This is a genomic window from Clostridioides sp. ES-S-0001-03, from assembly GCF_020676075.1.
Lineage (GTDB): Bacteria > Bacillota > Clostridia > Peptostreptococcales > Peptostreptococcaceae > Clostridioides.
The window spans coordinates 1-26958 of the sequence record NZ_JACVWJ010000007.1 but is presented as its reverse complement, the minus strand read 5'-3'; the positions used below and the strand labels follow the sequence as shown (position 1 = coordinate 26958).

Genomic DNA, 26958 nt, shown 5'->3' with positions numbered 1-26958 from the left:
ATAAATTGGATTATTTGAATATATTTATGCCTCTAATTAATTTTATTTACAGATGTTAAATTATAGTAATGTATAATTACTATAGACTTTTGATGAGAAAATGACAATAAAAGAATTTATACAGAGAACAAAAAATTGATGCTTTATGTATTGAATCAAATTTAATATAAAAAGAGATATCTCTTAAAACAAGCTTATTTTAAGACATATCTCTTTTTATGTTAAATTTTTTAAACATTGTAAAAAAAATATCAAAAACATATTGACTCTATAGTTACTATAGAGTTTATAATTAAAACTATAAAAAAGCAAAATAAGTGTCAGATTTTTAGAAATTATAACAAATATAAAAGTATACTTAAAAAGTTTGTATTAATTAAAGCTGAATTGGTGAAATTTGGCAGGGAAAACGTTGTATAAATAGGTCAAAATAGGAGGAATTAAAATGAGTAATAATATTAATCAAGATTTGGAGACAAAAATAATACATTGGGGACATAGTGCAGATCCAACAACAGGTGCATTAGCTACTCCAATATGTCAAACAGCAACATTTGCTGCAAAGACAGTAGAGCATTTTGAAGAGTTATGTATGACATGGGGGTATGTATATACAAGAGAGTGTAATCCGACACTTACAGAGCTAGAGGCTAAATTAGCTATGCTTGAAAATGCAGAAAGTGCTATTTCTAGTACATCAGGTATGGGAGCAATAACATCTACTATATTAGCATTAGTAAAAAGTGGAGACCATATAGTTAGTTCTGATGGAATATTCTCACATACTAAATTATTTATGTCTGAGTTGTTAGCCAAATTTGGCGTTGAAGTTACATTTGTAGATGCAGTAAACCCACAAAATGTAAAAGATGCAATGAAATCAAATACTAAGATAGTTTATATAGAAAGTCCATTAAATCCATCATTAGATTTAGTAGATATAAAAACAATAGCAGAAATTGCTCACGAAAATAAGAGTTTAGCTATTGTTGACAGCACTTTTGGTACTCCAATTATACAAAGACCAATAGACTTAGGTGCAGACTTAGTAATACATAGTCTTACTAAGTTTATAAATGGACATGGAGATACTTTAGGGGGAGCAGTAGCAGGTTCAAAGGAATTAATAGATTTAGTTAGATGGCCAAGTTTATGTTGTTTTACAGGAGCATCTTTACCACCAATGAGTGCATGGATGATTTTAAGAGGTATGAAAACGTTAGACATGAGAATGAAAAAACACTGTGAAAATGGATTGGCAGTAGCAGAGTTTTTAGAGCAAGAAGAAAATGTAGAACTGGTAAAATATCCAGCACTAAAAACTCATCCTCAGTATGAACTTTGTAAAACTCAAATGAATGGTTTAGGTGGAGGAGTAGTTTCATTTAAACTTAAAGATGGAATAAATGGATTAACAAGAGACCAAGCTAGTAGAAAATTAATGAACTCTTTAGAACTTGCAACAATAGCAACAAGCTTAGGAGAAGAACATACATTAGTTCAAATGAATGGAGAAAATCTAATAAGAATAGCAGTAGGACTAGAGTCTGCAAATGATATAATAAATGACTTTAAACAAGCTATAGAAAAATTAAAATAAAGTTATATAAATAAAACTAGAAAATTAAAATCTTAAGGAGACAAAATCATGGAAAACAAAAGTAATGTTAAGAGATTTTTGGTAATATTCATATTGGCATTTGGGACAACAGCTATGTATAGTTTACCATATATGAAGTCATCATTTTATGATCCAATGCAACAAGCATTAGCATTGAGTCATACGCAAATAGGGAACTTATTGAGTTTATATGGATTAGTAGGAATGGTATCTTATTTTATAGGTGGATGGTTTGCTGATAGATTTTCAGTTAGAAAACTGATAACTTTTTCTTTAATTGCTTCAGGAGCATTAGGGTTTTACTTCTCAACATTTCCATCATACAACATGATTCTTTTAATATTTGTATTATGGGGATTTACAACAATATTAACATTCTTCTCAGCTTCTGTTAAGGTTGTTAGAATGCAAGGTAGTGAATCAGAGCAAGGAAGAATATTTGGATTTTATGAAGGTTTATCAGGGGTATCAGGTACATTAATTTCTTTTATAGGTCTTTACTTCTTTGGAAAATTTGCTGAAATAACTATTGGATTTAAATATGTAGTATGGTTATATTCTGCAGCATCTATAATATGTGGTATACTTTTATTCTTCTTAGTAGAAGAAAAGAAAGATACTGGAGCATCAGATGAAGGATTAAGCATTAAATCATTACTAAAAGTAGTTACAATGCCAAAAGCTTGGCTGATTGGTCTTATAATATTTTCAACTTACTTAGTATTTTCAAGTTTAACTTATTTAAGCCCATACTTATCAGAAGTTTATGTAATGCCAATGACTTTAGTTTCAGCTTTATCAATAATTAGAACTTATGTTATAAAAATGGGAGCATCTCCTATTGCAGGTGTTATAACAGATAAAGTTGGTTCATCTATAAGAGTAATGTTTGTAGGATTTATATTAATGACAATAAGTACAGCAGCTTACTTAGTAATCCCTAAGAGTGCAGCACTTATATGGATAGCTGTAATAAATATGATAATACTAAGTGTAATCTTATTTGGATTTAGAGGTATATACTTTGCATCTGTTTCAGAGTCTAATATATCTTTAGAAACTACAGGAGCAGTAGTTGGATTCGCTTCATTTATAGGATTTTCTCCAGATGCATTTTACTATACAGTTGCAGGTAACTGGTTAGATAAATATGGACAAACAGGATATACGTATATATTTATTCTATCTGTAGTGTGTGCAGTCATAGGTATATTTGCCACTTATGCTTTAAATAAAATAAATAAAAAAGAAAATAAAAACTTGAATAATAAAATCGCTTAAATACTTATAATTATTTATATAACTCTACCTATTTTTTTAAAATGGGTAGAGTTGTTCATGTTTAAAATAATAATAGTTTTGGTTTAGAGATTTCATGATTATAAAATAAATTTATAACATGTGGTATAAAGTAAGTTTAATTAAAAAATAACAGTAACTATTTAAATATTAAAATAGAAAATTAAGACAATAATAAGAATATGGAGAGTAGATATGTTAGCATTATGGGAAAATGGAATTATAATTATATTTGCATTTCTATTGTTAGGGATAGGCTATTATTTTTCTAGAAATGTAAAAGATATGGAAAGTTATTACCTAGGAAATCGAAGTTTACCATGGTCTTTGATAGTAGGTACTTTGGTTGCCTCTTGGTATGGTGGAGTTGGTACAGTTGGCAGTGTAGAGTATGCAGCTATATATGGGATATCTGCATGGGCAGTATGGTCAATAGCTGCACATATTGGAAGAATGCCTTTAGCATTGTGGGTTGGACCAAGAATTCATATAAGAACTAATATAACAGTTCCTGATTTATTAGAAAGTTTTTATGGAAAGCAAGTTGCTATAATTGGAGCAGTTTTAATGTTTATATATTGTGCACAACTTGGAGAAATAACAGCTATGGGAACTATAGGTAATGTAGCTTGGGGAATTGATAAACAGCTAATAGGGTTTATAATGGTAGTGGTAGTAGTTATATTGACAGTTCTTGGTGGTCTTATGGGAGTTGCCATTACAGATATGGTATTGTTTTTCTGCATGGTATTTGGTCTAACTATGGTTATGCCAGGTCAATTTGACCAAATAGGTGGTTTTCAAGGTCTTACAGAAGCACTTAAAGATGCACCTCAGTTAATGCATCCTACAAAAGGTATGTCAGCAATGAAAGCATTGATGTTAATAGTATATTCATTTGGAGCTTATTCAGACCCAACGTTTTACCAAAGATTTTCAGCAGCAGATTCTCCAAAAGTTGGGAGAAGAGCTTTATTGACTTGTTTTTCTCTATGGATATGTTTTGACATGGTATTAACTATGACAGGTCTTATAGTTAGAGCCACTTATCCAGAAATGGCTCCAGCAGCTGGGTATATAACTTTAGTTTTAAATACATTGCCAGAAGGTATAAGAGTTATATTTATAATCGGAATTTTAGGTTCAATAATATCAACACTAGATAGTTATTATCTAGCAGCAGGAGCTACCTTAGCAAATGATATATATGGAAGAATTACTAAAAAAGAATTATCTCAAAAGCAATTAGTTAAATTTACTAGAATAGGTGTATGTTTAGCAGCAGTTATGGGACTTAGTGTGGCGTTTAGATTTGAAAATGTATATGATGCATGTATATTTGTAGGAAGTATTTGGATGGGTTCAGCATTTGTACCTATAGTAGGAGGTCTTCTTGGTAATGGAAGAAGAACATCTATGGGTGGTATTTTGGGAATGATTGTAGGCGGAGTAACTTTTGGTTATTTTAAAATGTTTCCAGTTCAAAGTTTTGAATTAGAACCTCTTGTTATAGCCATCCCTCTTTCATTTATTGCATGGACAATAGGAAATAGAATAGGTAAAAATTTAAATACACAAAATAATCTATAAAAAGGGAGTAGTTATTATGTCTAAATTGGTATCTAAAGTAAAAAAAGATTTGGAAATAAAATGGCTTGGTATAGATGGTTTTTTAGTACTATTATACTTTTTAATAACAGGATTTATATTTTATGGTATAGTAACTAGAAATGATATTATAGTTGGAAAGATAATCCCATATGGAGTCATGATAGCAGTAGTTATAATATTTTTTGATTATCTATATAGAGTATTTAAAATGACAGGAAAAAAAGATGAAAGGGAATGATTTTATGGATATAAGAGCATTGCCTATAAAAATTACAAAAGATGAAGCTATAGATATAGCAAAAAGTGGAAATAATTCATTACTAAGTAGACTGATATTAAAAAATAAAGAAGTTCATGAAGTTAGACTTCATTATATAGAGTTTAAAGTCGTTACACTTAAAATTCATCAAAATAAATCTATTTTCATGAAAAAAAAACAAGCTGGTAATACAAATGAATTAAATATTTTAGTAAATGGTTCTACGGGTGCTGGCAGTATAGTACAAGAACTACCAGTGTCTGAAATTGTAAAAAATGTAGATAATGACATCATACAATATAGTGATAAGGATGAAAGGAGAGTAAAATCAAAGGCAAATAAAATGGCTATAAGATTAAGTCACAGGTTTATGGGGGGTATACCAGAGATAGAGATAGTTAAAATTAAAAGTATCTTTAGACCATACTGGGTAGTATTCTTTGGAAAAGTGGAATTAAATACAAGAGTAAGTTACTTGCCAATTGAAGCAGATGGTTTTGTTATAGGAATGTAGGATATTTTATATAAATATATTTTACACTTATTGTATAATACATATTGAGAGAAGATATAATAGCTAGTTATATACAAGTATCTTTTATACTAGATAACCTAATTTATGATAAGTGAGTTTAAGGTGTATAGGTTATAATTATGGAGGAAATTAATTCTTATGATAAACTATAAATATACAGGATTTTATATAGAAAAGCCAGTAGGAAATAATGTATTTTCATATGAAGAGAGAAAAAATAAGAGTATATATGTTCCAAAACTAATAAGTGGAACATTGGATGATGTGAAATTAGGAAACAAAGTCGTATTTAATGAAATTGATGAAAATAAAGAGATAAAAGCAACAGGATTGGAAAATATGGTCGAATATGTCCTGGGAAATAAAAGAATATATGTTTTTGATAATCATAACCATGCATTTTATTTTTGGATAAAATCTATGATGGCAAATGAATTCACAAGAGGATGTAAACTAGTACATGTAGATCAACATAAGGATACTAGAGAGCCTAAAAACTACAATGTAGATATAAATAATCTGGAGGACGTATTTAGGTATACAAATGAGGTTTTAAATGTAGGAAGTTTTATAAAACCAGCATTAAAACATAATATATTTTCAGAATTAATAATAATAGATAGCTCATATGGCTTTGATTTAGATATAGAGCCAGAGTTTGTTCTTGACATAGATTTAGATATATTTTCAGAGGATATGGACTATATACCATTTGATTTTAAACTAGAAAAGATAAAAAATCTAATTAAAAAGGCTAAAGTTGTAACAATTGCTACAAGTCCTTACTTTATAAACCAAGAGTATGCTATAAAAGTATTAAAAGAATTGTTTAATTATGATATAATGTAAGAGTTAACTTTAAATAGAATATGGTATAATCAAAAAGAAGAAACTTCCAATCTAACTAAAAGATTTTATACTATAAAAAAACTAAAAAAATATAGATATACTTAGGAGGAAAAAAGTATGAGTTTATATACTGAATGGAGAAATTTAAGTGATAACCACGAAAGTCAAGAAACAGAGGTAAAATTCTGGGAAGAATATTTAAAAGTTGAAGCTGGAATATACAATGAAATATTAAATAGTAAAATGGATGTTGTTGAAGGTAAAGTAAGTGAATTAGCTGAGAAATTTGGAACTACTAATGAATTTTTCATGGGATTCATAGATGGAATAAGTGAAAGTTTAAAAGAAGATATAGTTTTAGAAGATGTAGAAGCTGATAAAGAAGTTTCTATAAAAATAGATTGGGAAAAATTATATAACAATATGGTAACTGTCGAGGCTCATTGGCTATATAATTTACAAGGTTGGGAAGAAATATTACCAGCAGACCAAAGAAAAGAAATAATAAAAGCATACAAAAAATCTAAAACAGTAGTTAAAGAAGCAAAAATAGGAAGAAATGATTCATGCCCATGTGGAAGTGGTAAAAAATATAAGAAATGTTGTGGAAAGTAAGGTAATCTTATGTTTATTTTAAGATTTGCAGATGATGATGACAATTTATCAGTTAAAGATTTTACATCTTTAACTGATTTAAAAAAATATATTAGTGAAAATAGTATAGATAAAACATGGCATCAAATTGAAGAAGTTAAGAAAGTAATACCTAACCTAAAAGAGGAATAAAATTAAGTAACATTAAAAAGAATATTAAAAAATAGTTGTCAATAGTTGTCTATAAGGACAACTATTTCTATTTTTAGATATAAATATAAAATATACAGGGGGTATAAATATGAAATTTATTGATTTGCATTGTGATACTATAGCAAAATTAATGGAGAATGTAGAAACAAGTGAACTTAAAACTAACAAATATTCTGTTGATATAGACAGGCTGAAAAAAGGGGATTCATTGGCTCAAACATTTGCTCTTTTTGTTGATACTGAAGAAGTAAAACATCCTTTTGATTACTGTATGAGTATGGCAGATAAATTTCATAAAGAAATGAAAAAAAATAGTGATGTAATAGCTCTAGCTACTAACTATGAAGAAATTATGAAAAATCAATCAGAGAATAAGCTTACAGCACTTTTATCTATAGAGGAAGGAGCAGTGCTTGAAGGTAGAATAGAAAACTTAAAGAAGTTTTATGATTTAGGCGTTAGAATGATGACAATAAGTTGGAATCATGTGAATGAGTTAAGCTTTCCTCATAATAATATAGAGTATAGAGAAAAAGGTCTTACAGATTTTGGTAGAGAAGTTGTACATAAGATGAATGAGCTAGGTATGCTAGTTGATGTTTCTCATATTTCAGATGGTGGATTTTATGAAATTGCAAAAATATCCTCTAAACCAATAATAGCTACACATTCAAATTCAAGAGCAATGATGAATCATACTAGAAACCTAACTGATGATATGATTAAAGTGTTGGCTAATAAAGGTGGGGTTACAGGCATTAACTTCTTCCACTTATTTTTAGGCGATAAAAGCGAAAGTAAGCTTGAAGATATGGTTAGACATATAAAACATATTGTAAATGTTGGAGGAATTGATGTTGTAGCTCTAGGCTCAGATTTCGATGGAATAGATTCAAAAGTTGAGATTGAGGATATATCTCAAATGGGTAAATTATACGAGCCTCTAAAAAAAGAAGGATTTAGTGAAGATGAAATAGAAAAAATATACTATAAAAACGCTTTAAGAGTAATAAAAGAAGTGTTATAAGAAATGTTTTTTTGACATTAGGAAACAAAGTTTTATATCGAACATAGTATAAACTAAGATAAAAATTTATTGGAGGTTTAACTATGAAGGTAGGAGACATTGTAGCTAGAAAGTCACATAACAAAGATATTGTATTTAAAATAGTCTCTTTTGGTGTAGATGAAAATAATGAAAAAATAGCTATACTAAAAGGAATTGCATTTAGAGTAATAGCAGATGCTTATATTGATGACCTTGAATTAGTAAAAGCACCTGATATAAAAGATATATTAATAGATAAAAATGTAGAAAATTTATTATATAAGTCAGTAAGAAAGGCTAAAGAGAGACAGAAAAAGATGACAAGGGCAGTTCCAAAACTTCAATTAAATTCTAACACATATGGAATGCCTGGAAAAGTATTACAAATAGATGGAGATAAAGAGTATTTAAAAATTTGTTTGGATGTATATGCTCAACTTGGAATACCTGCAGTAGGAGTAGCAGTTTCAGAGCAAAACCAGCATAAAGAAGTAAGAGCATTACTAGAAAAATATAATCCGGATATACTAGTAATTACAGGACATGATGCAATGACAGTAAAAAGAGGGGATATAGAAGATATGAATAACTATAGAAACTCTTTAAATTTTATGAAAACAGTTAGAGAAGCACGTAAATGGCAACCAAATTTGGATAATCTTGTAATATTTGCAGGAGCATGTCAGTCAAATTATGAAAAAATAATAAATGCAGGAGCGAATTATGCAAGTTCCCCTGGTAGAATAATGATACATGCTTTAGACCCTGTTTTTGTAGTAGAAAAAATTGCATGTTCAAGAATTGATGTAGTAGTACCTATTGATGAGGTTATAGAGCAGACTATCACAGGTGTTAAGGGTATTGGTGGCTCTGAAACAAGAGGGAAATTTAGATGGGCAATGCCAAAAACAATATTGCACTAACAAAAATTAACATAATTATACTGTATATATTCAAAAATAGTATTGACATTTTTGCAAAAAATATATAAAATAATTAGTTTAAACGTTTGACAAAAATGTTTATATGTGATATTATGTAAACATATAAACGTTAAAGAAGGTGATATTGTGGCTACTGTTCAAACTCTAGATAAGATAAGAGTAAGCTTAGAAAGACATATAGGAAAGAAAATATTGTTGAAAGCTAATAAAGGAAGAAAGCAGATTATTACAAAAGAGGGTATACTAGAAAAAGTTTATCCAAGCGTGTTTGTTATAAAATTAGATGATGAAAGTAATGGATATCCTAGGGTATCTTATAGTTACTCAGATTTATTAACATCTAATGTAAAGTTGCAAGTTTTTAGAGATCAAGATAAATTACAAATAAGTTAAAATTATACCTATTAAAAATAGGTGTAATTTTTTTTTTGTTCCTTAAATATAAATATAGTGTGATATTTTTATAATACTTAAGGAGGTAAACTATGGAATTAATTAAAGATGTAATTAAAATTGACAATAGAATAGACTTTGGGAAATTTCAAACATTTATTGAGGCGGAAGCAGTAGTGCCAGACAAGAAGCTAGATGTATATGAGATTGTAAAGACTGAGGGTTACATATCACTTAAAAAAATTGAGATAGCAGATGGAAAGATACTTTGTAGAGGAAGTTTTAATTACAACGTAATTTACATCGCAGACGATAAAAATACTGTTTCTAATGTAGATGGAAAAGTAGATATAAACGAAGTAATAGAAAAAGATAATGTTATGCAAGATATGGAATACATGTTATTTTCAGAGGTAGAGCATATGGACTGCACTATAATGAATGAGAGAAAGATTAAAGTAGGAGCTCTTATGAATATAAGAGGAAGTTTATTTGAAAAACAGAGATTAGATATTGTAAAGGATGTAGCGCAAGTAGAAGGCATACAAAAGCATAGAAAGGAAATTTGTTTTCAAGATATAGTGGGAATAGAAAAAGCAGAAAGTTCTATAAGAGACACTATAACTATAAATACAGAAGAAATTCAATCTATAATAAGCTTAAATCCTTGTGTTAAAGTAAAAGAAAGTAGAGTAACTGATAATAAGGTTATTATTGGTGGAGTATTAGAAATAAATCCATTGGCTTGTACATATGAGGGTGAACTTGTAGAGTTAGATAGAGTGGGTATAGAGTTCACTCAGTTTGTAGAAGTTCCTGGAGTGAGTGATGGTATGACAGAGGAAGTATTATTGTCCATGTCAGACTTTAATCATATTTTTAAACAAAATAGTGAAAGTAATACAGGTCTATTAGAAATAGATTGTATGGCTTGTTGCAAGGTAAAAGTTACAGATGAAGTAACAAGAGAGGTATTACAAGATGCATACTCTCCTCAAAAGATAATAAAATTTGACCATAAACCTATTCAATTAAATAAGACTTTAAGAAATAGTGAAGAAACATTTATGGTTAGAGAAGGAATAAGAAATGATAATGATGATATACAAATAAAAGATATTGTAAGCGTTTGTCCAACTATGTCTATAGAAAATAGCTACATTGAAGGAAATAAAAGTATTATACAAGGGATTATAAAAGTTGAAATTTTATTTATTCCAGTTGAAGGGCTAAAATTAGTTTATAAAATTAGTGAAGAAATTCCATTTGAACATGATATAGAGATGGATAACTTAACTGATACAGCATCAGTATTTAATACGGCATGTATTGATAAAATTGAGGTTGATTTGAATAGAGACCAAATAGATTTGGTTATAAAAATCAAAAGATTTACTGAAGCATTAGATAAAAAGGCAGAAAGCTTTATTGTTAAAGGTGAAGATCAAGGTGTGTATGATTTATCTAAAGCCCCAAGTATAATTGTATATATATGTAAAGAAGGAGATACTTTCTGGAATATTGCAAAAAAATACAATACAACAGAAAATGAAATTGCAGAACTCAATGATATAAAACTTGACGAAGCAATTAAGCCTGGCAAGTGTCTTATTTTAGAAAAAAAAGTCGTATTAGTAGATTAATATTAAAAAATTTAAAGTAATTAAGTATAATAGGGTATTATAATACCCTATTATTTTATTTTTTGTAGTATAATATTATTGTTAGTGATGCATTATTCTTTAAACAAGGAGGATAGAATGGATTTTATAAAACTAAAGAGCAGGGCAAAAATAAATTTATCCATTGATGTCTTAGGAAAAAGGCAAGACGGTTATCATTTTGTTGAAATGATAATGCAAACGATAGATTTATACGATATAGTAAAAATAAAGGGATTAGATAAAGATGAAATAGAGATAAAAAGCACTAGTTTAGATATCCCTTTAGATGAAGATAATATTGTTTATAAAGCTGCCAAAATACTTAAGAATAGATTTAATATAAAAAAAGGCGTAGAAGTATTCATAGAAAAAAATATTCCTGTAGCAGCAGGTATGGCTGGAGGAAGTTCCAATGCCGCCGCAGTATTAGTAGGATTAAATGAATTATGGAAACTTGAGTTATCTGAAGATGAATTAAAAGACATCGGATTTAACTTGGGAGCAGATGTTCCATTTTGTATATCAGGAAGGCCTGCTTTAGCTCAAGGTGTTGGAGAAAAACTAACAGATATTAAAGGTTTACCATGTGATATAAGTATTTTAATATGTAAACCAGAATTATTTGTTTCTACAAAAGAAGTTTATCAAGGGTTAGATTTGAATAATATTAAAAAAAGACCTAATAATAAATATTTGATGGAGTGTTTAAATTCAGAAGACATAAAAGCTGTATCAGAAAATATGGTAAATGTTCTTGAAAATGTTACTATAAGTAAATATGAAGAGATAAATAATATAAAGCAAGTTATGATGAAAAATAATGCTTTAGGTTCTATGATGAGTGGAAGTGGTCCTACAGTTTTTGGATTATTTGAAAGTAAAGAAGATGCTCTAATTGGAAAAAAAGAATTATTAAAAAAATATAAACAGGTATATGTTGTTAACAGCAGTCAAAAAGGGGTTGAAATTTGTGGAGAATTTAACTAAACTGAACTTGGATAATTACAAGCCATTAAGAGATGTAGTCTTCGAAAATTTAAGAGAGGCAATCTTAGAAGGGAAATTAAAGCCTGGTCAAAGGCTGATGGAAGTACAACTAGCAGAACAATTAGGAGTAAGTAGAACTCCAGTAAGAGAGGCAATAAGAAAGCTTGAATTAGAAGGTTTAGTTGTTATGTTGCCTAGAAAAGGTGCATATGTAGCAAATATGTCATTAAAGGATCTTCTAGATGTATTAGAGGTAAGAGCAAGCTTAGAAGGTCTAGCAGCGTCTCTTGCTGCTGAAAGAATTGGTGATGATGATATAAAAAAACTTAAGGATATATCAGAAGCGTTAAAAAAAAGCATTTTGGAATCAGATTTAGATGCACTATTGAAACAAGATGTAGAATTTCATGAATGTATATTTAAAGCAACAAACAATAAAAAGTTAATCCAATTGATAAACTCCTTATGGGAACAAGTGTATAGGTTTAGAGTTACTTATATGTCTGATTACGACTCATCGCTTAATATTGTTGAAGAACATAGATTTTTACTTGATGCCATAATAAAAGGTGATAGTGAGTTGTCTAAGAAATATGCTACAGAGCATATAGAAAAAGCAGAACAATTTATGATAGATAAGGCTATGATGAATAAAGACTTATAAAATTTAAAAAACTACTTTGAAATGTTTATAAACATTTCAAAGTAGTTTTTTTATTGATATTGAAAATATTATGAATAAATTAAATTTAAATGGACATAATTGATGATATAAATTTATCTTGAGGGGGATTTTTCAATGAGAAAAATTAAAGTTAGGTTGGGAATATTAATATTAAGTCTTATATCAGTCATATCAATAATGACGATAGTAATAAATGGTGAAGTAAAAAAAATTGATAATATATCAAAAGACTATAAAGATAAATTAATAAGATTTCATGTCATAGCAAATAGTAATACAGATGAAGATCAAGAACTTAAATTAAAAGTTAGGGATGAAGTAGTAAAATATTTACAACCAAAACTACAAAACTCAAAAAGTATAGAGGAAAGTGAAGCTATTATAAAAAAAGAATATAGTACTCTGGAAGAAATAAGTAAAAATATTATTCTTGAAAATGGATATAATTACAGTGTAAAGGTAGGTATACAATATAGTAACTTTCCTACAAAACAATATTCTAATATAGTTCTTCCAGCAGGTGAATATAAAGCATTAAAAATTATAATTGGAAAAGGTGAAGGAAAAAACTGGTGGTGTGTTATGTTTCCTCCATTATGTTTTGTTGATGAGTCTAATGGAGTTATAGACAAATCTACAGATGATAAGTTAAAAGAAGTTTTAACTGACAAGGAATATAAGCTAATAAAACAAGACACACCAAAGAAAACAAGCAGAGTAAAAATCAAGTTTAAAGTAATTGAAGTAGTAAAGGATTTAGAAGAAAAATTTTAAAAAAATAAAATTATAAGGAGTGGTTTTAATCATGGACAGGTGGAGTAAACTGATAGCTATATTACTAGCTTTAACCTATATATTTATGCCTATTAAAGAGGTATATGCAGATGAGCCAACAGAGACAGCTAAGAAAGTAAACAAACAAGAAAAAAATGTAGCAAAAAAGGAAGTAATAAATTTATCTGATAATGATTTAATGTTACTGTCTAAATTGGTTGCAGGTGAAGCTAGAGGAGAAAGCTATGAGGGACAGGTTGCTGTAGCAGCTGTAGTAATAAACAGAGTATTGGACCCTAGATTTCCAGATTCAATAGAGGAAGTTATATATCAGAAGAATGCTTTCTCAGTTGTGCTTGATGGTTCAATAAACAAGACACCAACAGATTCAGCATGTAAAGCAGCTAAAGAAGCTCTTTATGGAACTGACCCAACAAATAAAGCAGTATATTTCTGGAACCCAGAAATAGCCACTTGCAAATGGATAAATAGACTAAATCCATATCTGAGAATAGGGAATCATGTGTTTGCAAAATAAATTTAAATTTTTGAGTACTGAGAGGAGTTGTCTTTTTCTAGAAATTATTTTCTAATTTGAGATAGCTCCTTTATTTTTTGTTTAAAATAAACTATAATAATCATTTAGGTAATAATATATTAACTGTGAATATAAAAATAAATTTTAGCGATAAATAAGATGTTGTTAAACACAAAAATGTAAAGTAGGTGTTGTATAAAAATGAGCAATAGACCAATAGGAGTTTTTGATTCGGGATTAGGCGGATTGACGGTTTTGAAAGAAATAATGAAGATATTACCAAATGAGGATATAATATATTTTGGAGATACTGCTAGAATACCATATGGTTCGAGATCTAAGGAGACTATAATTAAATATACTTTTCAAGCTATAAATTTTCTAAAAACTAAGGATGTAAAAGCTATAGTTATAGCTTGTAATACTGCTACTGCGAGAAGTTTAAAAGAGGCTCAAGAAAAATATGATATACCAATAATAGGAGTTATAGAAGCCGGTGCTAGGACAGCTGTAAGTTCCACTAAAAACAAGACTGTAGGTATAATTGGAACAGAAGGAACTATAAGTTCAAAGGCATATAATTTAGAAATATCTAAAATAGATAAAAATATAGAAATTGTTAATAAAGCATGTCCTTTATTTGTACCAATTGTTGAAGAAGGATGGGCTAACACAGAAGTAGCTAAGTTAACAGCAAAGATATATCTACAAGAATTAAAAGATAAGAATATAGACTCTTTGGTATTAGGATGTACTCATTATCCTATTTTAAAGAGAACAATAGGTGAAGAGGTTGGAGAACACATAAAATTGGTTAATCCAGCTAAAGAGACAGCTAAAGATTTAAAAAAGATTTTAGAAGAAAGAAACATTATAAATAGCAAAGAAGCTCATGGAATTTATCAATATTATGTATCAGACATACATGAAAAATTTTCAGATATAGCGAAAGAATTTTTAAAGAAAAAAATTGATAAAATTCAAAAAGTGGAGATACAAAAATATTAGTTTATATGAAGAAGTCTATGGAGGAAAAATCGTTGAGTGTAAAAATAAGCATAAATACTAGACAATATGATGAAAAAGGTAATATGGACACCATAGAGATGACTACTTTTGGTAAAATTTTTTATAAAAATGATGGAATATATGTTATTTACAAGGAAAAAGAAGACAATATAGAAATAACTAATACTATAAAAATACTTAAAAATGAAGTTAGTATTAAAAAGTTTGGTTCTATTAATTCAACTATGATGTTTAAATGTGGAGAAAGCAGTACTACAAAATATGTAACCCCACAAGGTACCTTATTAATTGATATTGACACAAGAGAATTGGATATAAATATACAAGAAGGGGAACACATAAAATTGAAAATAGACTATAATATAAAGATGCAAGATTTATTTTTAGGTAGAAACAAAATAGATATATACATAGATATTAAATAATAACTATAGCTATTTTCCAGAAATTTTATAAAGGTAGTGAAAAAACTACCTTTTATTTAATTTATTTGGTATTATTATATTTATATTAAACTTTAATTTCTTAAAATTGATACAAGGGTTTAGCGTTTTTTTATAGAAAGTATACTTAAAAGTGAATAAAACTAAGTGTAAGAGGGATAAATATGATATTTGATAAGGTACTAAGTACTATAAATAAACATAATTTAATACAAAAAGGCGATAAAATAGTTTTGGGTCTTTCTGGAGGACCTGATTCAGTTTGTTTATTGCATGTACTAAATAGATTAAAAAAAGATTTTAATATAGAAATATATGCAGCACATTTAAATCATCAAATAAGAGGAATAGAAGCTCAAAAAGATGCATTATATGTATCTAAGCTTTGTGAGGATATGGGAATTGTATTCTTTGTAAAGTCTATTAATGTACCAAAATATTGTGAAAATGAGGGGTTATCATTAGAAGAAGGAGCAAGGAAGCTAAGATATGAAATGTTTTATGAAATTAAGGATAAGATTAAAGCTAACAAAATAGCTATAGGCCATAATCTCAATGACCAAGCTGAGACTGTCATGATGCGTATTATGAGAGGAACAGGTCTTAAAGGGTTAAAAGGAATTGATTATATTAGAGATAACTGTATAATTAGACCAATCTTGGATGTAGAGAGAATAGATATAGAGGAATATTGTAAGGCTTATAATTTAAATCCTAGAATAGATAAAACAAATTTAGAAAACATATACACTAGAAATAAAATAAGGTTAGACCTTTTACCATATATGAAGGATAATTTTAATTCAAATGTAATAGAATCTATAGTGAGGATGAGCAATAGCTTAAAAAGTGACAACGATTATATTGAGAAAGAGGCAGAAGCTAAATTTAGAGAAGTTTCAAATATAAAAGAAAAGAGCTTTGTAGAGATAAATTTAGAAGATTTTATTTGCTTACATGATGCTATCAAAGTTAGGGTTCTTAGAAATTCTATAAAACATATACTAGGAGATACTAATTTTGTTGATCAAAAACATATAGAGGACATAATGTCTTTAGAAAGTGATTCAAAAGTAAATAAAATGATAACTCTTCCGAGAAATATATTTGTTTATAGAAAAAAAGACAGTATAATATTAACCAATGAGGAAATTGTTAGTGAGGAAATTGAATTTTATTACAATATACCTAGTAATGGGTTTATAAAAATAAAAGAATTAAAACAAATTATTGAGACCCAAGTAATGAGTATAGATAGGTATAAGAGTATGAAATTAGACAATTCATCTAAAGGGTTTGATTTTAATAAGGTAAAAGGGGGTATAGTAATAAGGAGCAGAAGGCAAGGTGATAAGATAAAACTTGCTATGGGAAGTAAAAAAGTGAAGGATTTATTCATAGATTTAAAAATCCCAAGAGAAGAAAGATGTAAAATTCCTATAATCACAGATAGTGAAGGAATAATATGTGTTGGAGATTATAAAATCAGTGAGAATTATAAAATTGATGAAAGCACAAAAGAAGTATTAAAAATTAATTTTAACAAATTATAGGGCAAAGCAATGTATGAAAGGAGGGCTTCTATATTGAATAAGTTGCTAAAAGGGGCAGGTTTTTATCTACTTGTTTTTATAATTATAGTAGGTATAGTTCAATTCTCAGGTAAGCCTACAGAAAAAATAAAAGATTTAAAATTTTCCCAAGTATATAGGGAATTAACAGATGAGAATATATCAAGATTGTACTTTGTAAATCAAACTTCTGTAGAAGGTACTATAAAAGATACAAATACAAAGTTTAAATCATATGTTCCAACAGAAATAATGGGAGATAAACTTGCAGATGAAGTGTTAGATCAAGCTAAGGCTGGAAAATTAACATTTGGTGGTGAAGCTAAACCATCTACACCTTGGTTTGTTGAGATGCTACCTACATTACTGTTAATATTCTTTATGGTAATTCTTTGGTTTGTATTTATGAATCAGTCTCAAGGTGGAGGCGGAAAGGTTATGAGCTTTGGTAAGTCAAAGGCTAAGGTTCATAAGGATGATGAAAAAACTAGAGTTACGTTTAAAGATGTAGCTGGATTGGATGAAGAAAAAGAAGATTTACAAGAAGTAGTAGACTTCTTGAAGAATCCTAAGAAATATATTGAATTAGGGGCAAGGATACCAAAAGGAATGCTTATGGTAGGACCTCCTGGAACTGGTAAAACATATCTATCAAGAGCAGTTGCTGGAGAAGCAGGAGTGCCATTTTTCAGTATAAGTGGTTCTGATTTCGTTGAGATGTTTGTTGGGGTTGGGGCTTCAAGAGTAAGAGATTTATTTGAGCAAGCTAAAAAAAGCGCTCCAGCTATAATATTTATAGATGAAATCGATGCAGTTGGTAGAAAGAGAGGAGCAGGTCTTGGTGGAGGTCATGATGAAAGAGAACAAACTCTTAATCAACTTCTAGTTGAGATGGATGGATTTGGAGTAAACCAAGGTATAATAATCATGGCAGCAACAAATAGACCAGATATACTTGACCCAGCTTTACTTAGACCAGGAAGATTTGACAGACAAGTAGTTGTTGGTACACCAGATGTAAAAGGTAGAGAAGCTATATTTAAAGTTCACTCAAGAAATAAACCGCTAAATGATGATGTTAAAATGGATGTATTAGCTAGAAGAACACCAGGATTTACTCCTGCTGATATAGAAAACTTAATGAATGAAGCTGCAATACTAACAGCTAGAAAAAGAGAAAAGAAAATTAAGATGGAAACTATAGAAGAAGCTATAACAAAGGTTATAGCAGGTGTAGCTAAGAAATCGAGAGTAATAAGTGAAAAAGAAAGAAGACTTACAGCATATCATGAAGGCGGGCATGCAGTTTGTGCTCATATACTTGAGGAAGTAAGTCCTGTTCATCAAGTTACAATAGTACCAAGAGGAAGAGCAGGAGGATTTACAATGCAGCTTCCTGTTGAAGATAAGTTCTATGCTACTAAAAATGAGATGAAAGAGAACATAGTAGTTTTACTTGGAGGTAGAGTAGCAGAAGAGTTAGTGCTAAAAGATGTGTCTACAGGAGCATCAAATGACTTAGAAAGAGTTACAGCTACTGCAAGAAGTATGGTAACAAAATATGGAATGAGTTCTAAACTTGGTCCAATGTCATTTGACAGTGATGATGAAGTATTTTTAGGTAATAGTTTTTCAAGTAAGAGAAACTATTCTGAAGAGGTTGCTTTTGAGATAGACCAAGAAACAAAACGTATAGTTGATGGTGCATATGATAAGACAAGAAGTATATTACAAGAAAACATGGATAGACTGGAGTATGTAGCACAAGCCTTACTTATCTATGAAACTTTAGATGCAGATCAATTTATAAAAGCATTTAATAAAGAATTACCATTAAATGATATTGAAAATGCAATTACAGAGGAAAATTCTCCTAAAGAAAATGAAGAGCAATTAACTATAAATCTAGAAAAAGATAGAGAAGAAAGAAACAATGTTGTTGATATAAATAAAAATCAAGAAAATAAATCTGATGAAGATAAATAATTTTAAAATATTGATTATTTTAAGAGTATTATCTATTAAGGATTAAATATTAAGACTGAAAGTATAATGTTAAATTGATAAACAAAGTATATTTGCATATATCAATCTAATTAATACTTTCAGTTTTTTTTGTGATTTTAGCAAAGATTAGGCAAAATATTAAGCTATGGGAATTAATGGTATGGGTATATAAGTTTACTTATGATAATATATTAAAAAGGAATTTTAAAATTAGTAGTATTAAAAATATATTAATAATGTATAATTACTTATTAGAAGAAAAGAAGTCATGAAATCATATCATATTAGAGGTGAAGTATGCGAGAGAAGATAATAGAAATTATATTAAATAATAAATCTGAGTTTATTTCGGGTGAAGAGTTGTCAAAGCAATTAGGTGTGTCACGTGCAGCTATATGGAAACATATGAAAGCTATAAAAGAAGAGGGATATAATATAGAATCTGTAAATAAGAAAGGTTATAGATTAACAGAAAATCCAACTGATTTATTAAGTCCACAGAATATCTACTATAAATTAAATACAGAGTTTATTGGTAAGAATATTGAGCATCTTGATACTATAGATTCAACTAATGAATACGCAAAAAGAGTGGCTGTGAATAGTATAGATGGAACTGTGATTTTAAGTGAACATCAAAATATGGGAAAAGGACGATTAGGAAGAACTTGGGATTCCAAACCCCATGAAGGGATTTGGATGAGTATTATTCTAAAACCAGATATGGAACCGCTTAAAGCACCATTTATAACTTTAATAGCAGGAGCAAGTGTAACACAAGCTTTAAATAATCTAGGGGCAAAGACTTTGATAAAATGGCCAAATGATGTTATTTTAAATGGGAAAAAAATATGTGGTATACTAACAGAATTGTCTGCTGAGATTGAAAGAACAAATTATGTTGTTCTTGGTATTGGAATAAATGTTAAAATAATGGACTTTGATTCAGAAATAGCTGAGAAAGCTACCTCATTGTATAAAGAAGGATACAAATTGTCTAGAGTAGATATTGTCAGAAATGTATTGGCTGAATTTGAAAAGTTATATTTAGATTATATTGCAAATAACTCAAAAGAAGAAACTTTAAAAATATGTAGAGATTATTCTGCTATTATAGATAAGAATATATATGTACTAAAAGGAAATGATAAAGAATTAGTTAAATGCTTAGATATAAATGAAGATGGTAACTTAGTAGTTCAGGGTAGTGATGGAAGTGTAAAAGAAATTGTTTCAGGTGAAGTTTCTATAAGAGGAGAAAATGGATATGTATGATAATATTTTAGATATAGAAGGTTTAAAGGTTGGGCAAGTTGAGGATAGAATAGGGCTGACTGGATGTACAGTAGTGATTTGTGAAGAAGGTGCAGTTTGTGGTGTTGATGTAAGAGGGTCGGCTCCAGGAACCAGAGAAACCGATTTATTAGACCCTGTAAATATGGTTCAAAAAGTTCATGCTATAGTTTTAGCAGGAGGTTCTGCATATGGTCTTGAATCTACTTGTGGAGTAAGTAGATACTTAGAAGAAAGAGGAATTGGTTTTGATGTTGGAGTTGGAAAAGTTCCTATAGTTGTTGGAGCAGTTTTATTTGATTTAGGAGTAGGAGATTTTAAGTGTAGACCAGATATACAAATGGGTTATAAAGCTTGTGAGGCGGCAAATACAACTGTTTTAAATCAAGGTAATTATGGAGCAGGATGTGGAGCTACTGTTGGAAAGATAAGAGGGCAAGAATATGCTATGAAAGGTGGAATAGGAAGTTATTCTATAAAACTAGATAATGGATTGATTGTATCTGCATTAATTGCTGTAAATGCTCTTGGAGATGTTTATGAGGATGGTAAGGTTATAGCAGGCGCCTTAAATGATAAAAAAACAGAAACAATTGATACATATAAATTGATGAAACAAGGTGCAAGTAAAGGTGGATTTAGTATAGATAATACTACAATTGGAGTTATAGCTACGAATGCTAAACTGACTAAAGCTGAATGTAAAAAAATATCTCAAATGGGTCATGATGGGTATGCAAAAGCTATTTTTCCTATCCATACACCTCATGATGGAGATACAATATTCACAATGTCAAAAGGTGAAATAGAAGCAGATATAACGTTATTAGGTTCATTGGCTGTAGAGGCTGTGGAAAAAAGTATAATAAATGCAGTAAAAAAAGCTGATAGTGTAGAAAATATAATAGCATATAAAGACATAGTAAAAAAATGAGAAATATGATGAAATTAGCATATTTTTCTTGTCAAATTGTTGACAATGACAACTCATCTTGATAAAATTATTCTTGTTAGAGCAGGCATCCTGAAAGTAGTAGCCTGACTCATAATGATAAGAAACAAGAGTAAGAAAAATCAAAAAATTAAGTAGTCCGGCATCGTTAGTGAGCTGGAACGGAGGTGTATTTTTTATGATGAATACAAGTGCATCAGTAAGAAAAGTAAATGTAAGAAAGATGACTATAATAGGGGTACTATCAGCTATTTCTATTATGCTATCTATGACTCCATTGGGATTTATTCCAGTTGGACCTACAAAAGCAACTATAATGCATATACCAGTTATTATTGGAGCTATTATGGAAGGACCAATAGTTGGGGCAGCAATAGGCTTTATATTTGGAGTATCAAGTCTTTTAAACGCTATAGTAAACCCAACAGTAACATCTTTTGTTTTTATAAATCCATTAGTTTCAATATTGCCAAGAGTTATGATAGGTATATTGGCTTATTATGTATATCAACTAATAATCAATGCTACAAGTAAGGTATACATATCTGGATTAATTACAGGAGCTGTAGGTTCTTTGTTAAATACAGCTGGTGTTTTAGGAATGATATATGTTTTATATGCTGACAAGTATCTTCAAGCAATGGGTCAAAATGGTTCAGCAGGAAAGGTTATAATGGCTCTTGCCGCAGCAAATGGAGTACCAGAAGCAATAGTAGGAGCTTTAGTAGTAGCTGCCGTTGCTGCTGTACTTAAGAAAAGCAAAAAATAGAAAGAAGGTTAATGACATATGCTTCTAGTATTTGATGTTGGAAATACTAATATGGTTTTAGGTATATATAAAGGTGACAAGTTAGTTAATTATTGGAGAATTAAAACAGATAAGGAAAAAACATCTGATGAATATGGAATTCTAATAAGTAGCTTATTTAAGTATGATGATGTGGATATAAATGCTATTGATGATGTAATAATATCATCTGTAGTTCCAAACGTTATGCATTCTCTTGAAAATTTTTGTATAAAATACTGTAAAAAGCATCCATTGATAGTAGGTCCAGGCATAAAAACAGGTCTAAATATAAAATATGATAATCCAAAACAAGTTGGAGCAGACAGGATAGTTAATGCTGTAGCAGGCATAGAAAAATATGGGGCACCAAGTATACTTGTAGATTTTGGAACAGCAACTACATTTTGTGCTATTTCTGAAAAAGGTGAATATCTAGGGGGTACAATAGCACCAGGAATAAAGATATCTAGTGAGGCATTATTCCAAAGTGCATCTAAATTGCCTAGAGTAGAATTAGCAAAACCAGGTATGACTATTTGTAAAAGTACTGTATCGGCTATGCAATCTGGCATAATTTATGGATATGTAGGTTTAGTTGATAAAATAATAAATATGATGAAAAAAGAATTAAATTGTGATGATGTTAAAGTTATAGCTACAGGTGGGCTAGCTAAACTAATTGCTTCAGAAACAAAAAGTATAGATTATGTAGATGGTTTTTTAACGCTAGAAGGATTAAGAATAATATATGAAAAAAACCAAGAATAATTAATACAGGGAATTGGATTATATATCCAGTTCCCTTTTTATGATAGTTTTTTAGTGTTATGTGGTATATTATAATGAGGAAATGCAGATTTAGAAATAAAATCACAAAAACAAAGGAAAAAATAGGAGAAAAACGATGAAAATAGGAAATTTAGAATTAAAAAATAAAGTTTTTCTGTCACCTATGGCAGGGGTAACAGACCTTCCATTTAGATTAATTTGTAAAGAACAAGAATGTGGACTTTTATATACAGAAATGATAAATGGTAAGGCACTTTGCTATGATGATGAAAATACTAAAAAAATGCTTAAGATAGAAAAAGAAGAACATCCTGTAGCTGTTCAGATATTTGGTTCTGAGCCAGATTTTATGGGAAGAGCAGCAGAAATAATGAACGAATATCCAAATGAAATCCTTGATATAAATATGGGATGTCCAGCTCCAAAAGTAGTTAAAAATGGGGATGGTTCAGCACTTATGAAAAATCCTAAACTTGCAGAGCAGGTATTAAAGGCAGTAGTGAAGAATTCAAAGAAACCAGTTACTTTAAAAATAAGAAAAGGATGGGATGATAATAGTATAAATGCTGTTGAGATAGCAAAGATAGCAGAAGCTTGTGGAATAAGTGCTTTAGCAATACATGGAAGAACGAGAGAGCAATATTATACAGGTAAAGCAGACTGGAATATAATTGCAGATATTAAGAAAAATTTAAATATACCTGTTATAGGAAATGGTGATGTATTTACAATAGAAGATTCAATAAATATGTTAGACAAAACGGGTTGTGATGCTATAATGATAGGTAGGGGTGCTCAGGGTAACCCATGGATATTTAAAAGAATAAACCATTATATGAATACAGGCGAGATTTTACCAGAGCCAACTCTTAACGAAAAGATAAGTACTGCCATTAAACATTTAAAGCTTGCAGTAGAAGAACATGGAGAGTATGTAGCTGTAAGGGAAATGAGAAAACACATCGCTTGGTATTTAAAAGGTCTTAGAAACTCTGCAAGATTAAGAGATGAAATTAATAAAATAGAAGACTATCAAGAAGTTGTGTCGAAATTGGAGTACTATATGGAAGACTCCTTGACATAAAAATAATAGTGACTTATAATATAGCGCATAAATTAAAAAAAGATTATAAAAATTTTAAAATATAATTAGGAAAATTCCTAAGAAATTTGTGAAGGAGTTGTATTTATAATGGAAGAGAATAAAGAGTTTTTATTGACACAAGAGGGATACGATAAATTAGAAGAAGAATTAGAGAATTTAAAGGTTGTAAAGAGAAAAGAAGTTGCAGAGAGAATAAAGGTTGCTATATCTTTTGGTGATTTATCTGAAAATGCTGAGTATGATGAAGCTAAAAAGGAACAGGCACAGGTTGAAGAAAGAATCTTAAAATTAGAAAATATGGTTAGAAAAGCTGTTATCATAGATGAAAGCAAAATAGACCTTAATGTTGTTACAATAGGTTCAATAGTTAAAGTTAAAGATTTAGAATTTGATGAAGATGTTGAATATACTATAGTTGGTTCAACAGAAGCAGACCCATATGATGGCAAAATATCAAACGAATCTCCTGTAGGAAAAGCGCTTTTAGGAAGAGCTGTTAAAGAGGTTGTAGAGGTGCAAGTTCCTGATGGAGTTGCTAAGTTTGAAATATTAGAAATAAGAAGATAATCTGGAGGAAAAAAATGAAAAATAATCAACAAAGCAATGAAGAAGCACAAATTCAAGAAGACCTTAGTGAAGTACTTCAAGTAAGAAGAGATAAACTAAAAAAATTACAAGAATCAGGTAGAGACCCTTTCAAAGAAAGTAGATATGATAGAACTCATTATTCTATGGAAATAAAAGATAACTTTGAAACTCTTGAAGGTCAAACTACAAAAATAGCAGGACGTATCATGAGCAAGAGAATACAAGGTAAAGCTGGTTTTATAGATATTCAAGACCAAGAAGGAAGAATTCAATCTTATGTAAGATTAGATGCTATAGGGGAAGAAGAATATAGTGTATTTTCAACATATGATATTGGAGACATAGTTGGTATTGAAGGGGAAATATTTAGAACTAAAAGGGGCGAAATATCTGTAAAGGCTAAATGTGTAGTATTATTATGCAAATCTTTACAAGTTTTACCAGAAAAATATCATGGATTAAAAGATCAAGAATTAAGATATAGACAAAGATATGTTGATTTAATAGTGAACCCAGAAGTAAAAAATGCTTTTTTAATTAGAACGAAAGCATTAAAGGCATTGAGAGCGTATTTAGATGACAGAGGATTTTTAGAAGTTGAGACTCCAATATTAAATACTATAGCTGGTGGAGCGAATGCTAGACCTTTTATAACTAACCATAACACTTTACATATACCAATGTATTTAAGAATAGCAAACGAATTATACTTAAAGAGACTTATTGTTGGTGGATTTGATAAAGTTTATGAAATGGGAAGAATGTTTAGAAATGAAGGTATGGATTTAAAACATAATCCTGAATATACTGCTATAGAATTATATCAAGCATATGCAGACTACACTGATATGATGGAGATAACAGAAAATGTTGTTGCACATATGGCTGAAGTTGCTACAGGAAGCATGATAATCAACTATCAAGGAACAGAAATAAACTTTACACCTCCTTGGAAGAGAATGACTATGGAAGATTGTGTGAAGGAATATTCTGGCGTAGATTTTTCTGCAATAAATACAGATGAAGAAGCATTAGAAGTTGCTAGAGAAAAAGGAATAGAAATAAAGCCTGGAATGAGAAGAGGGGAAGTAATAAATGCTTTCTTTGAAGAGTTTGGAGAAGATAAATTAATCCAACCAACATTTATAACACATCATCCAGTTGAAGTATCTCCATTATCTAAGAGAAATACTGAAGACCCAAGAAGAACTGATAGATTTGAAGCTTTTGCTAATAAATGGGAGTTAGCTAATGCATTTTCTGAGCTTAATGACCCAATTGACCAAAAAGGAAGATTTATGGACCAATTGAGAAAAAGAGAATTAGGTGATGATGAAGCTTTTGAGATGGATGATGATTTCTTAAAAGCATTAGAAGTAGGTTTACCTCCTACAGGTGGACTAGGAATAGGTATAGATAGAGTTATTATGCTATTAACTAATTCTCCATCTATAAGAGATGTATTATTATTCCCTACTATGAAACCTATTGATAATAATCAAAATAAAGAAGAAGAAGAAAAATAAAAAATACAAGCATTCTACTAAGTTTTAAATAAAATAGAGCTATTAAATTATCAATAAATAGCTTTATTTTATTTAAAATGTCAATGTAGAATGCTTTTTATATGTTCTAAAGAAGTTTTCATGTATTTAATTTATAAATTACCAACAAACGTTACAAATTGATATTAGTTTTTGTTGATTGGAACTTTATATTTAGAAAATATGATTGAAAGTAATTTATTATGAAAATATTTAAAGTAATTTTTGGGAAGGAAAAAGGAATAATTTTTGAGAATACTATATATAAAAAATTATTGGGGGAATGTGTGATGTTTCAAGTAATTGATTTTTTATGTTTAGTTTGTATTGGATTTTTAGTTCTTGATGTTATGGTATATTTTTGTAAGGATGCAATGGATATATTTGAAAGTACAACTAAGGTTAATAAAGTTAAGAGTATAAATGTTTGGGCAGATAGAGTCAGAGCCAACTCATATTCTTACGAAAATAAAATTGCAAAATAGGAAAAACTGTATATGCATGTGTTACTTGTAATATCAAGGGTTATATCTGTTAGTTTTAGTTAAAAGTATTAAAAAAAACAAAGAGTTATAACCTTTTTTAAAATAAAAAACAAAAAAAGTATTGACGAATTATTTTTAAGGTGATATAGTATTACTTGTCCCCAAGAAAAGGGCAAACATGAAAAATGAACTTTGAAAATTAAACAGTAGGTTAATTTATAAAAACAAGAAACAAACCATAAAGCCAGATATTTAGATAACAATAGTATCTGAGCCTGATAAACTTTTATTTGAGAGTTTGATCCTGGCTCAGGATGAACGCTGGCGGCGTGCCTAACACATGCAAGT

Annotated in this window: 28 protein-coding genes and 1 rRNA gene; all 29 read left to right on the top strand. The window is 29.3% G+C overall.

Going from position 1 to position 26958, the window contains the following annotated elements:
* Nucleotides 1-445: 445 nt before the first annotated feature.
* Nucleotides 446-1600: a trans-sulfuration enzyme family protein gene (locus IC174_RS14790; protein WP_227437567.1), complete on the top strand. Its 1155-nt coding sequence runs from the start codon at nt 446-448 to the stop codon at nt 1598-1600.
* A 48-nt stretch (nt 1601-1648) separates the two neighbouring features.
* Complete coding sequence (locus IC174_RS14785; protein ID WP_227437565.1) at nt 1649-2902, top strand: MFS transporter; 1254 nt, start codon at nt 1649-1651, stop codon at nt 2900-2902.
* 213 nt (nt 2903-3115) lie between these two features.
* On the top strand, nt 3116-4510 hold the full coding sequence (locus IC174_RS14780) for a sodium:solute symporter family protein (RefSeq protein ID WP_227437563.1): 1395 nt from the start codon (nt 3116-3118) through the stop codon (nt 4508-4510).
* A gap of 16 nt (nt 4511-4526) precedes the next feature.
* Nucleotides 4527-4769: a hypothetical protein gene (locus tag IC174_RS14775; RefSeq protein ID WP_227483275.1), complete on the top strand. Its 243-nt coding sequence runs from the start codon at nt 4527-4529 to the stop codon at nt 4767-4769.
* Nucleotides 4756-5304: a hypothetical protein gene (locus IC174_RS14770; protein WP_227483274.1), complete on the top strand. Its 549-nt coding sequence runs from the start codon at nt 4756-4758 to the stop codon at nt 5302-5304. The genes IC174_RS14775 and IC174_RS14770 overlap by 14 nt, the downstream gene beginning before the upstream one ends.
* A gap of 159 nt (nt 5305-5463) precedes the next feature.
* Nucleotides 5464-6174 (top strand): UPF0489 family protein, encoded by a 711-nt coding sequence (locus IC174_RS14765; protein ID WP_227437556.1) that lies wholly within the window; start codon nt 5464-5466, stop codon nt 6172-6174.
* A gap of 117 nt (nt 6175-6291) precedes the next feature.
* Entirely contained in the window at nt 6292-6789 is a 498-nt protein-coding gene (locus IC174_RS14760; protein WP_227437554.1) for an SEC-C metal-binding domain-containing protein, read from the top strand.
* Between the two features lie 9 nt (nt 6790-6798).
* Nucleotides 6799-6960 carry a hypothetical protein gene (locus IC174_RS14755; RefSeq protein WP_227437552.1) on the top strand — a complete coding sequence of 54 codons (162 nt, stop codon included), beginning with the start codon at nt 6799-6801 and terminating at the stop codon, nt 6958-6960.
* A 109-nt stretch (nt 6961-7069) separates the two neighbouring features.
* Nucleotides 7070-8008 (top strand): dipeptidase, encoded by a 939-nt coding sequence (locus IC174_RS14750; RefSeq protein WP_227483273.1) that lies wholly within the window; start codon nt 7070-7072, stop codon nt 8006-8008.
* 83 nt (nt 8009-8091) lie between these two features.
* Nucleotides 8092-8952, top strand: coding sequence for a sporulation peptidase YabG (gene yabG / locus IC174_RS14745; protein WP_227437548.1), 861 nt, complete (start codon nt 8092-8094; stop codon nt 8950-8952).
* A 147-nt stretch (nt 8953-9099) separates the two neighbouring features.
* A complete protein-coding gene (locus IC174_RS14740; RefSeq protein WP_009892135.1) occupies nt 9100-9366 on the top strand; it encodes a Veg family protein in 267 nt (88 codons plus the stop codon).
* A gap of 92 nt (nt 9367-9458) precedes the next feature.
* Entirely contained in the window at nt 9459-11009 is a 1551-nt protein-coding gene (locus IC174_RS14735) for a DUF3794 and LysM peptidoglycan-binding domain-containing protein (protein ID WP_227437546.1), read from the top strand.
* Between the two features lie 117 nt (nt 11010-11126).
* The gene (ispE, locus tag IC174_RS14730) at nt 11127-12017 is read left to right on the top strand and encodes a 4-(cytidine 5'-diphospho)-2-C-methyl-D-erythritol kinase (protein ID WP_227437544.1); all 891 of its coding nucleotides are present in this window, start codon (nt 11127-11129) and stop codon (nt 12015-12017) included.
* A complete protein-coding gene (locus tag IC174_RS14725) occupies nt 12001-12681 on the top strand; it encodes a GntR family transcriptional regulator (RefSeq protein WP_227437541.1) in 681 nt (226 codons plus the stop codon). The genes ispE and IC174_RS14725 overlap by 17 nt, the downstream gene beginning before the upstream one ends.
* 135 nt (nt 12682-12816) lie before the next feature.
* Entirely contained in the window at nt 12817-13476 is a 660-nt protein-coding gene (gene spoIIR / locus IC174_RS14720; RefSeq protein WP_227437539.1) for a stage II sporulation protein R, read from the top strand.
* Between the two features lie 31 nt (nt 13477-13507).
* Nucleotides 13508-14014: a cell wall hydrolase gene (locus tag IC174_RS14715; RefSeq protein WP_227483272.1), complete on the top strand. Its 507-nt coding sequence runs from the start codon at nt 13508-13510 to the stop codon at nt 14012-14014.
* Nucleotides 14015-14215: 201 nt separating this feature from the next.
* Nucleotides 14216-15022 carry a glutamate racemase gene (murI, locus tag IC174_RS14710; protein WP_227437535.1) on the top strand — a complete coding sequence of 269 codons (807 nt, stop codon included), beginning with the start codon at nt 14216-14218 and terminating at the stop codon, nt 15020-15022.
* Nucleotides 15023-15039: 17 nt separating this feature from the next.
* The gene (locus IC174_RS14705) at nt 15040-15468 is read left to right on the top strand and encodes a DUF1934 domain-containing protein (RefSeq protein ID WP_413927195.1); all 429 of its coding nucleotides are present in this window, start codon (nt 15040-15042) and stop codon (nt 15466-15468) included.
* Nucleotides 15469-15650: 182 nt separating this feature from the next.
* Nucleotides 15651-17039 (top strand): tRNA lysidine(34) synthetase TilS, encoded by a 1389-nt coding sequence (gene tilS, locus IC174_RS14700; protein ID WP_227437532.1) that lies wholly within the window; start codon nt 15651-15653, stop codon nt 17037-17039.
* Between the two features lie 33 nt (nt 17040-17072).
* The gene (gene ftsH / locus IC174_RS14695) at nt 17073-19043 is read left to right on the top strand and encodes an ATP-dependent zinc metalloprotease FtsH (RefSeq protein ID WP_227437529.1); all 1971 of its coding nucleotides are present in this window, start codon (nt 17073-17075) and stop codon (nt 19041-19043) included.
* A 318-nt stretch (nt 19044-19361) separates the two neighbouring features.
* Nucleotides 19362-20339: a biotin--[acetyl-CoA-carboxylase] ligase gene (locus tag IC174_RS14690; RefSeq protein ID WP_227483270.1), complete on the top strand. Its 978-nt coding sequence runs from the start codon at nt 19362-19364 to the stop codon at nt 20337-20339.
* Nucleotides 20332-21291, top strand: coding sequence for a P1 family peptidase (locus tag IC174_RS14685; RefSeq protein WP_227483269.1), 960 nt, complete (start codon nt 20332-20334; stop codon nt 21289-21291). The genes IC174_RS14690 and IC174_RS14685 overlap by 8 nt, the downstream gene beginning before the upstream one ends.
* Before the next feature lie 196 nt (nt 21292-21487).
* On the top strand, nt 21488-22078 hold the full coding sequence (locus tag IC174_RS14680; RefSeq protein ID WP_227483268.1) for an ECF transporter S component: 591 nt from the start codon (nt 21488-21490) through the stop codon (nt 22076-22078).
* An 18-nt stretch (nt 22079-22096) separates the two neighbouring features.
* On the top strand, nt 22097-22867 hold the full coding sequence (locus tag IC174_RS14675) for a type III pantothenate kinase (RefSeq protein ID WP_227437521.1): 771 nt from the start codon (nt 22097-22099) through the stop codon (nt 22865-22867).
* Nucleotides 22868-23003: 136 nt separating this feature from the next.
* On the top strand, nt 23004-23972 hold the full coding sequence (gene dusB, locus IC174_RS14670) for a tRNA dihydrouridine synthase DusB (RefSeq protein WP_227437519.1): 969 nt from the start codon (nt 23004-23006) through the stop codon (nt 23970-23972).
* Between the two features lie 108 nt (nt 23973-24080).
* A complete protein-coding gene (gene greA, locus IC174_RS14665) occupies nt 24081-24560 on the top strand; it encodes a transcription elongation factor GreA (protein ID WP_021386470.1) in 480 nt (159 codons plus the stop codon).
* Nucleotides 24561-24574: 14 nt separating this feature from the next.
* Nucleotides 24575-26107, top strand: a complete 1533-nt coding sequence (gene lysS / locus IC174_RS14660; RefSeq protein ID WP_227437517.1) for a lysine--tRNA ligase — start codon at nt 24575-24577, stop codon at nt 26105-26107.
* A 308-nt stretch (nt 26108-26415) separates the two neighbouring features.
* Entirely contained in the window at nt 26416-26610 is a 195-nt protein-coding gene (locus tag IC174_RS14655) for a hypothetical protein (RefSeq protein WP_227483267.1), read from the top strand.
* 286 nt (nt 26611-26896) lie between these two features.
* Nucleotides 26897-26958, top strand: a 16S ribosomal RNA gene (locus IC174_RS14650); the annotation flags it as partial.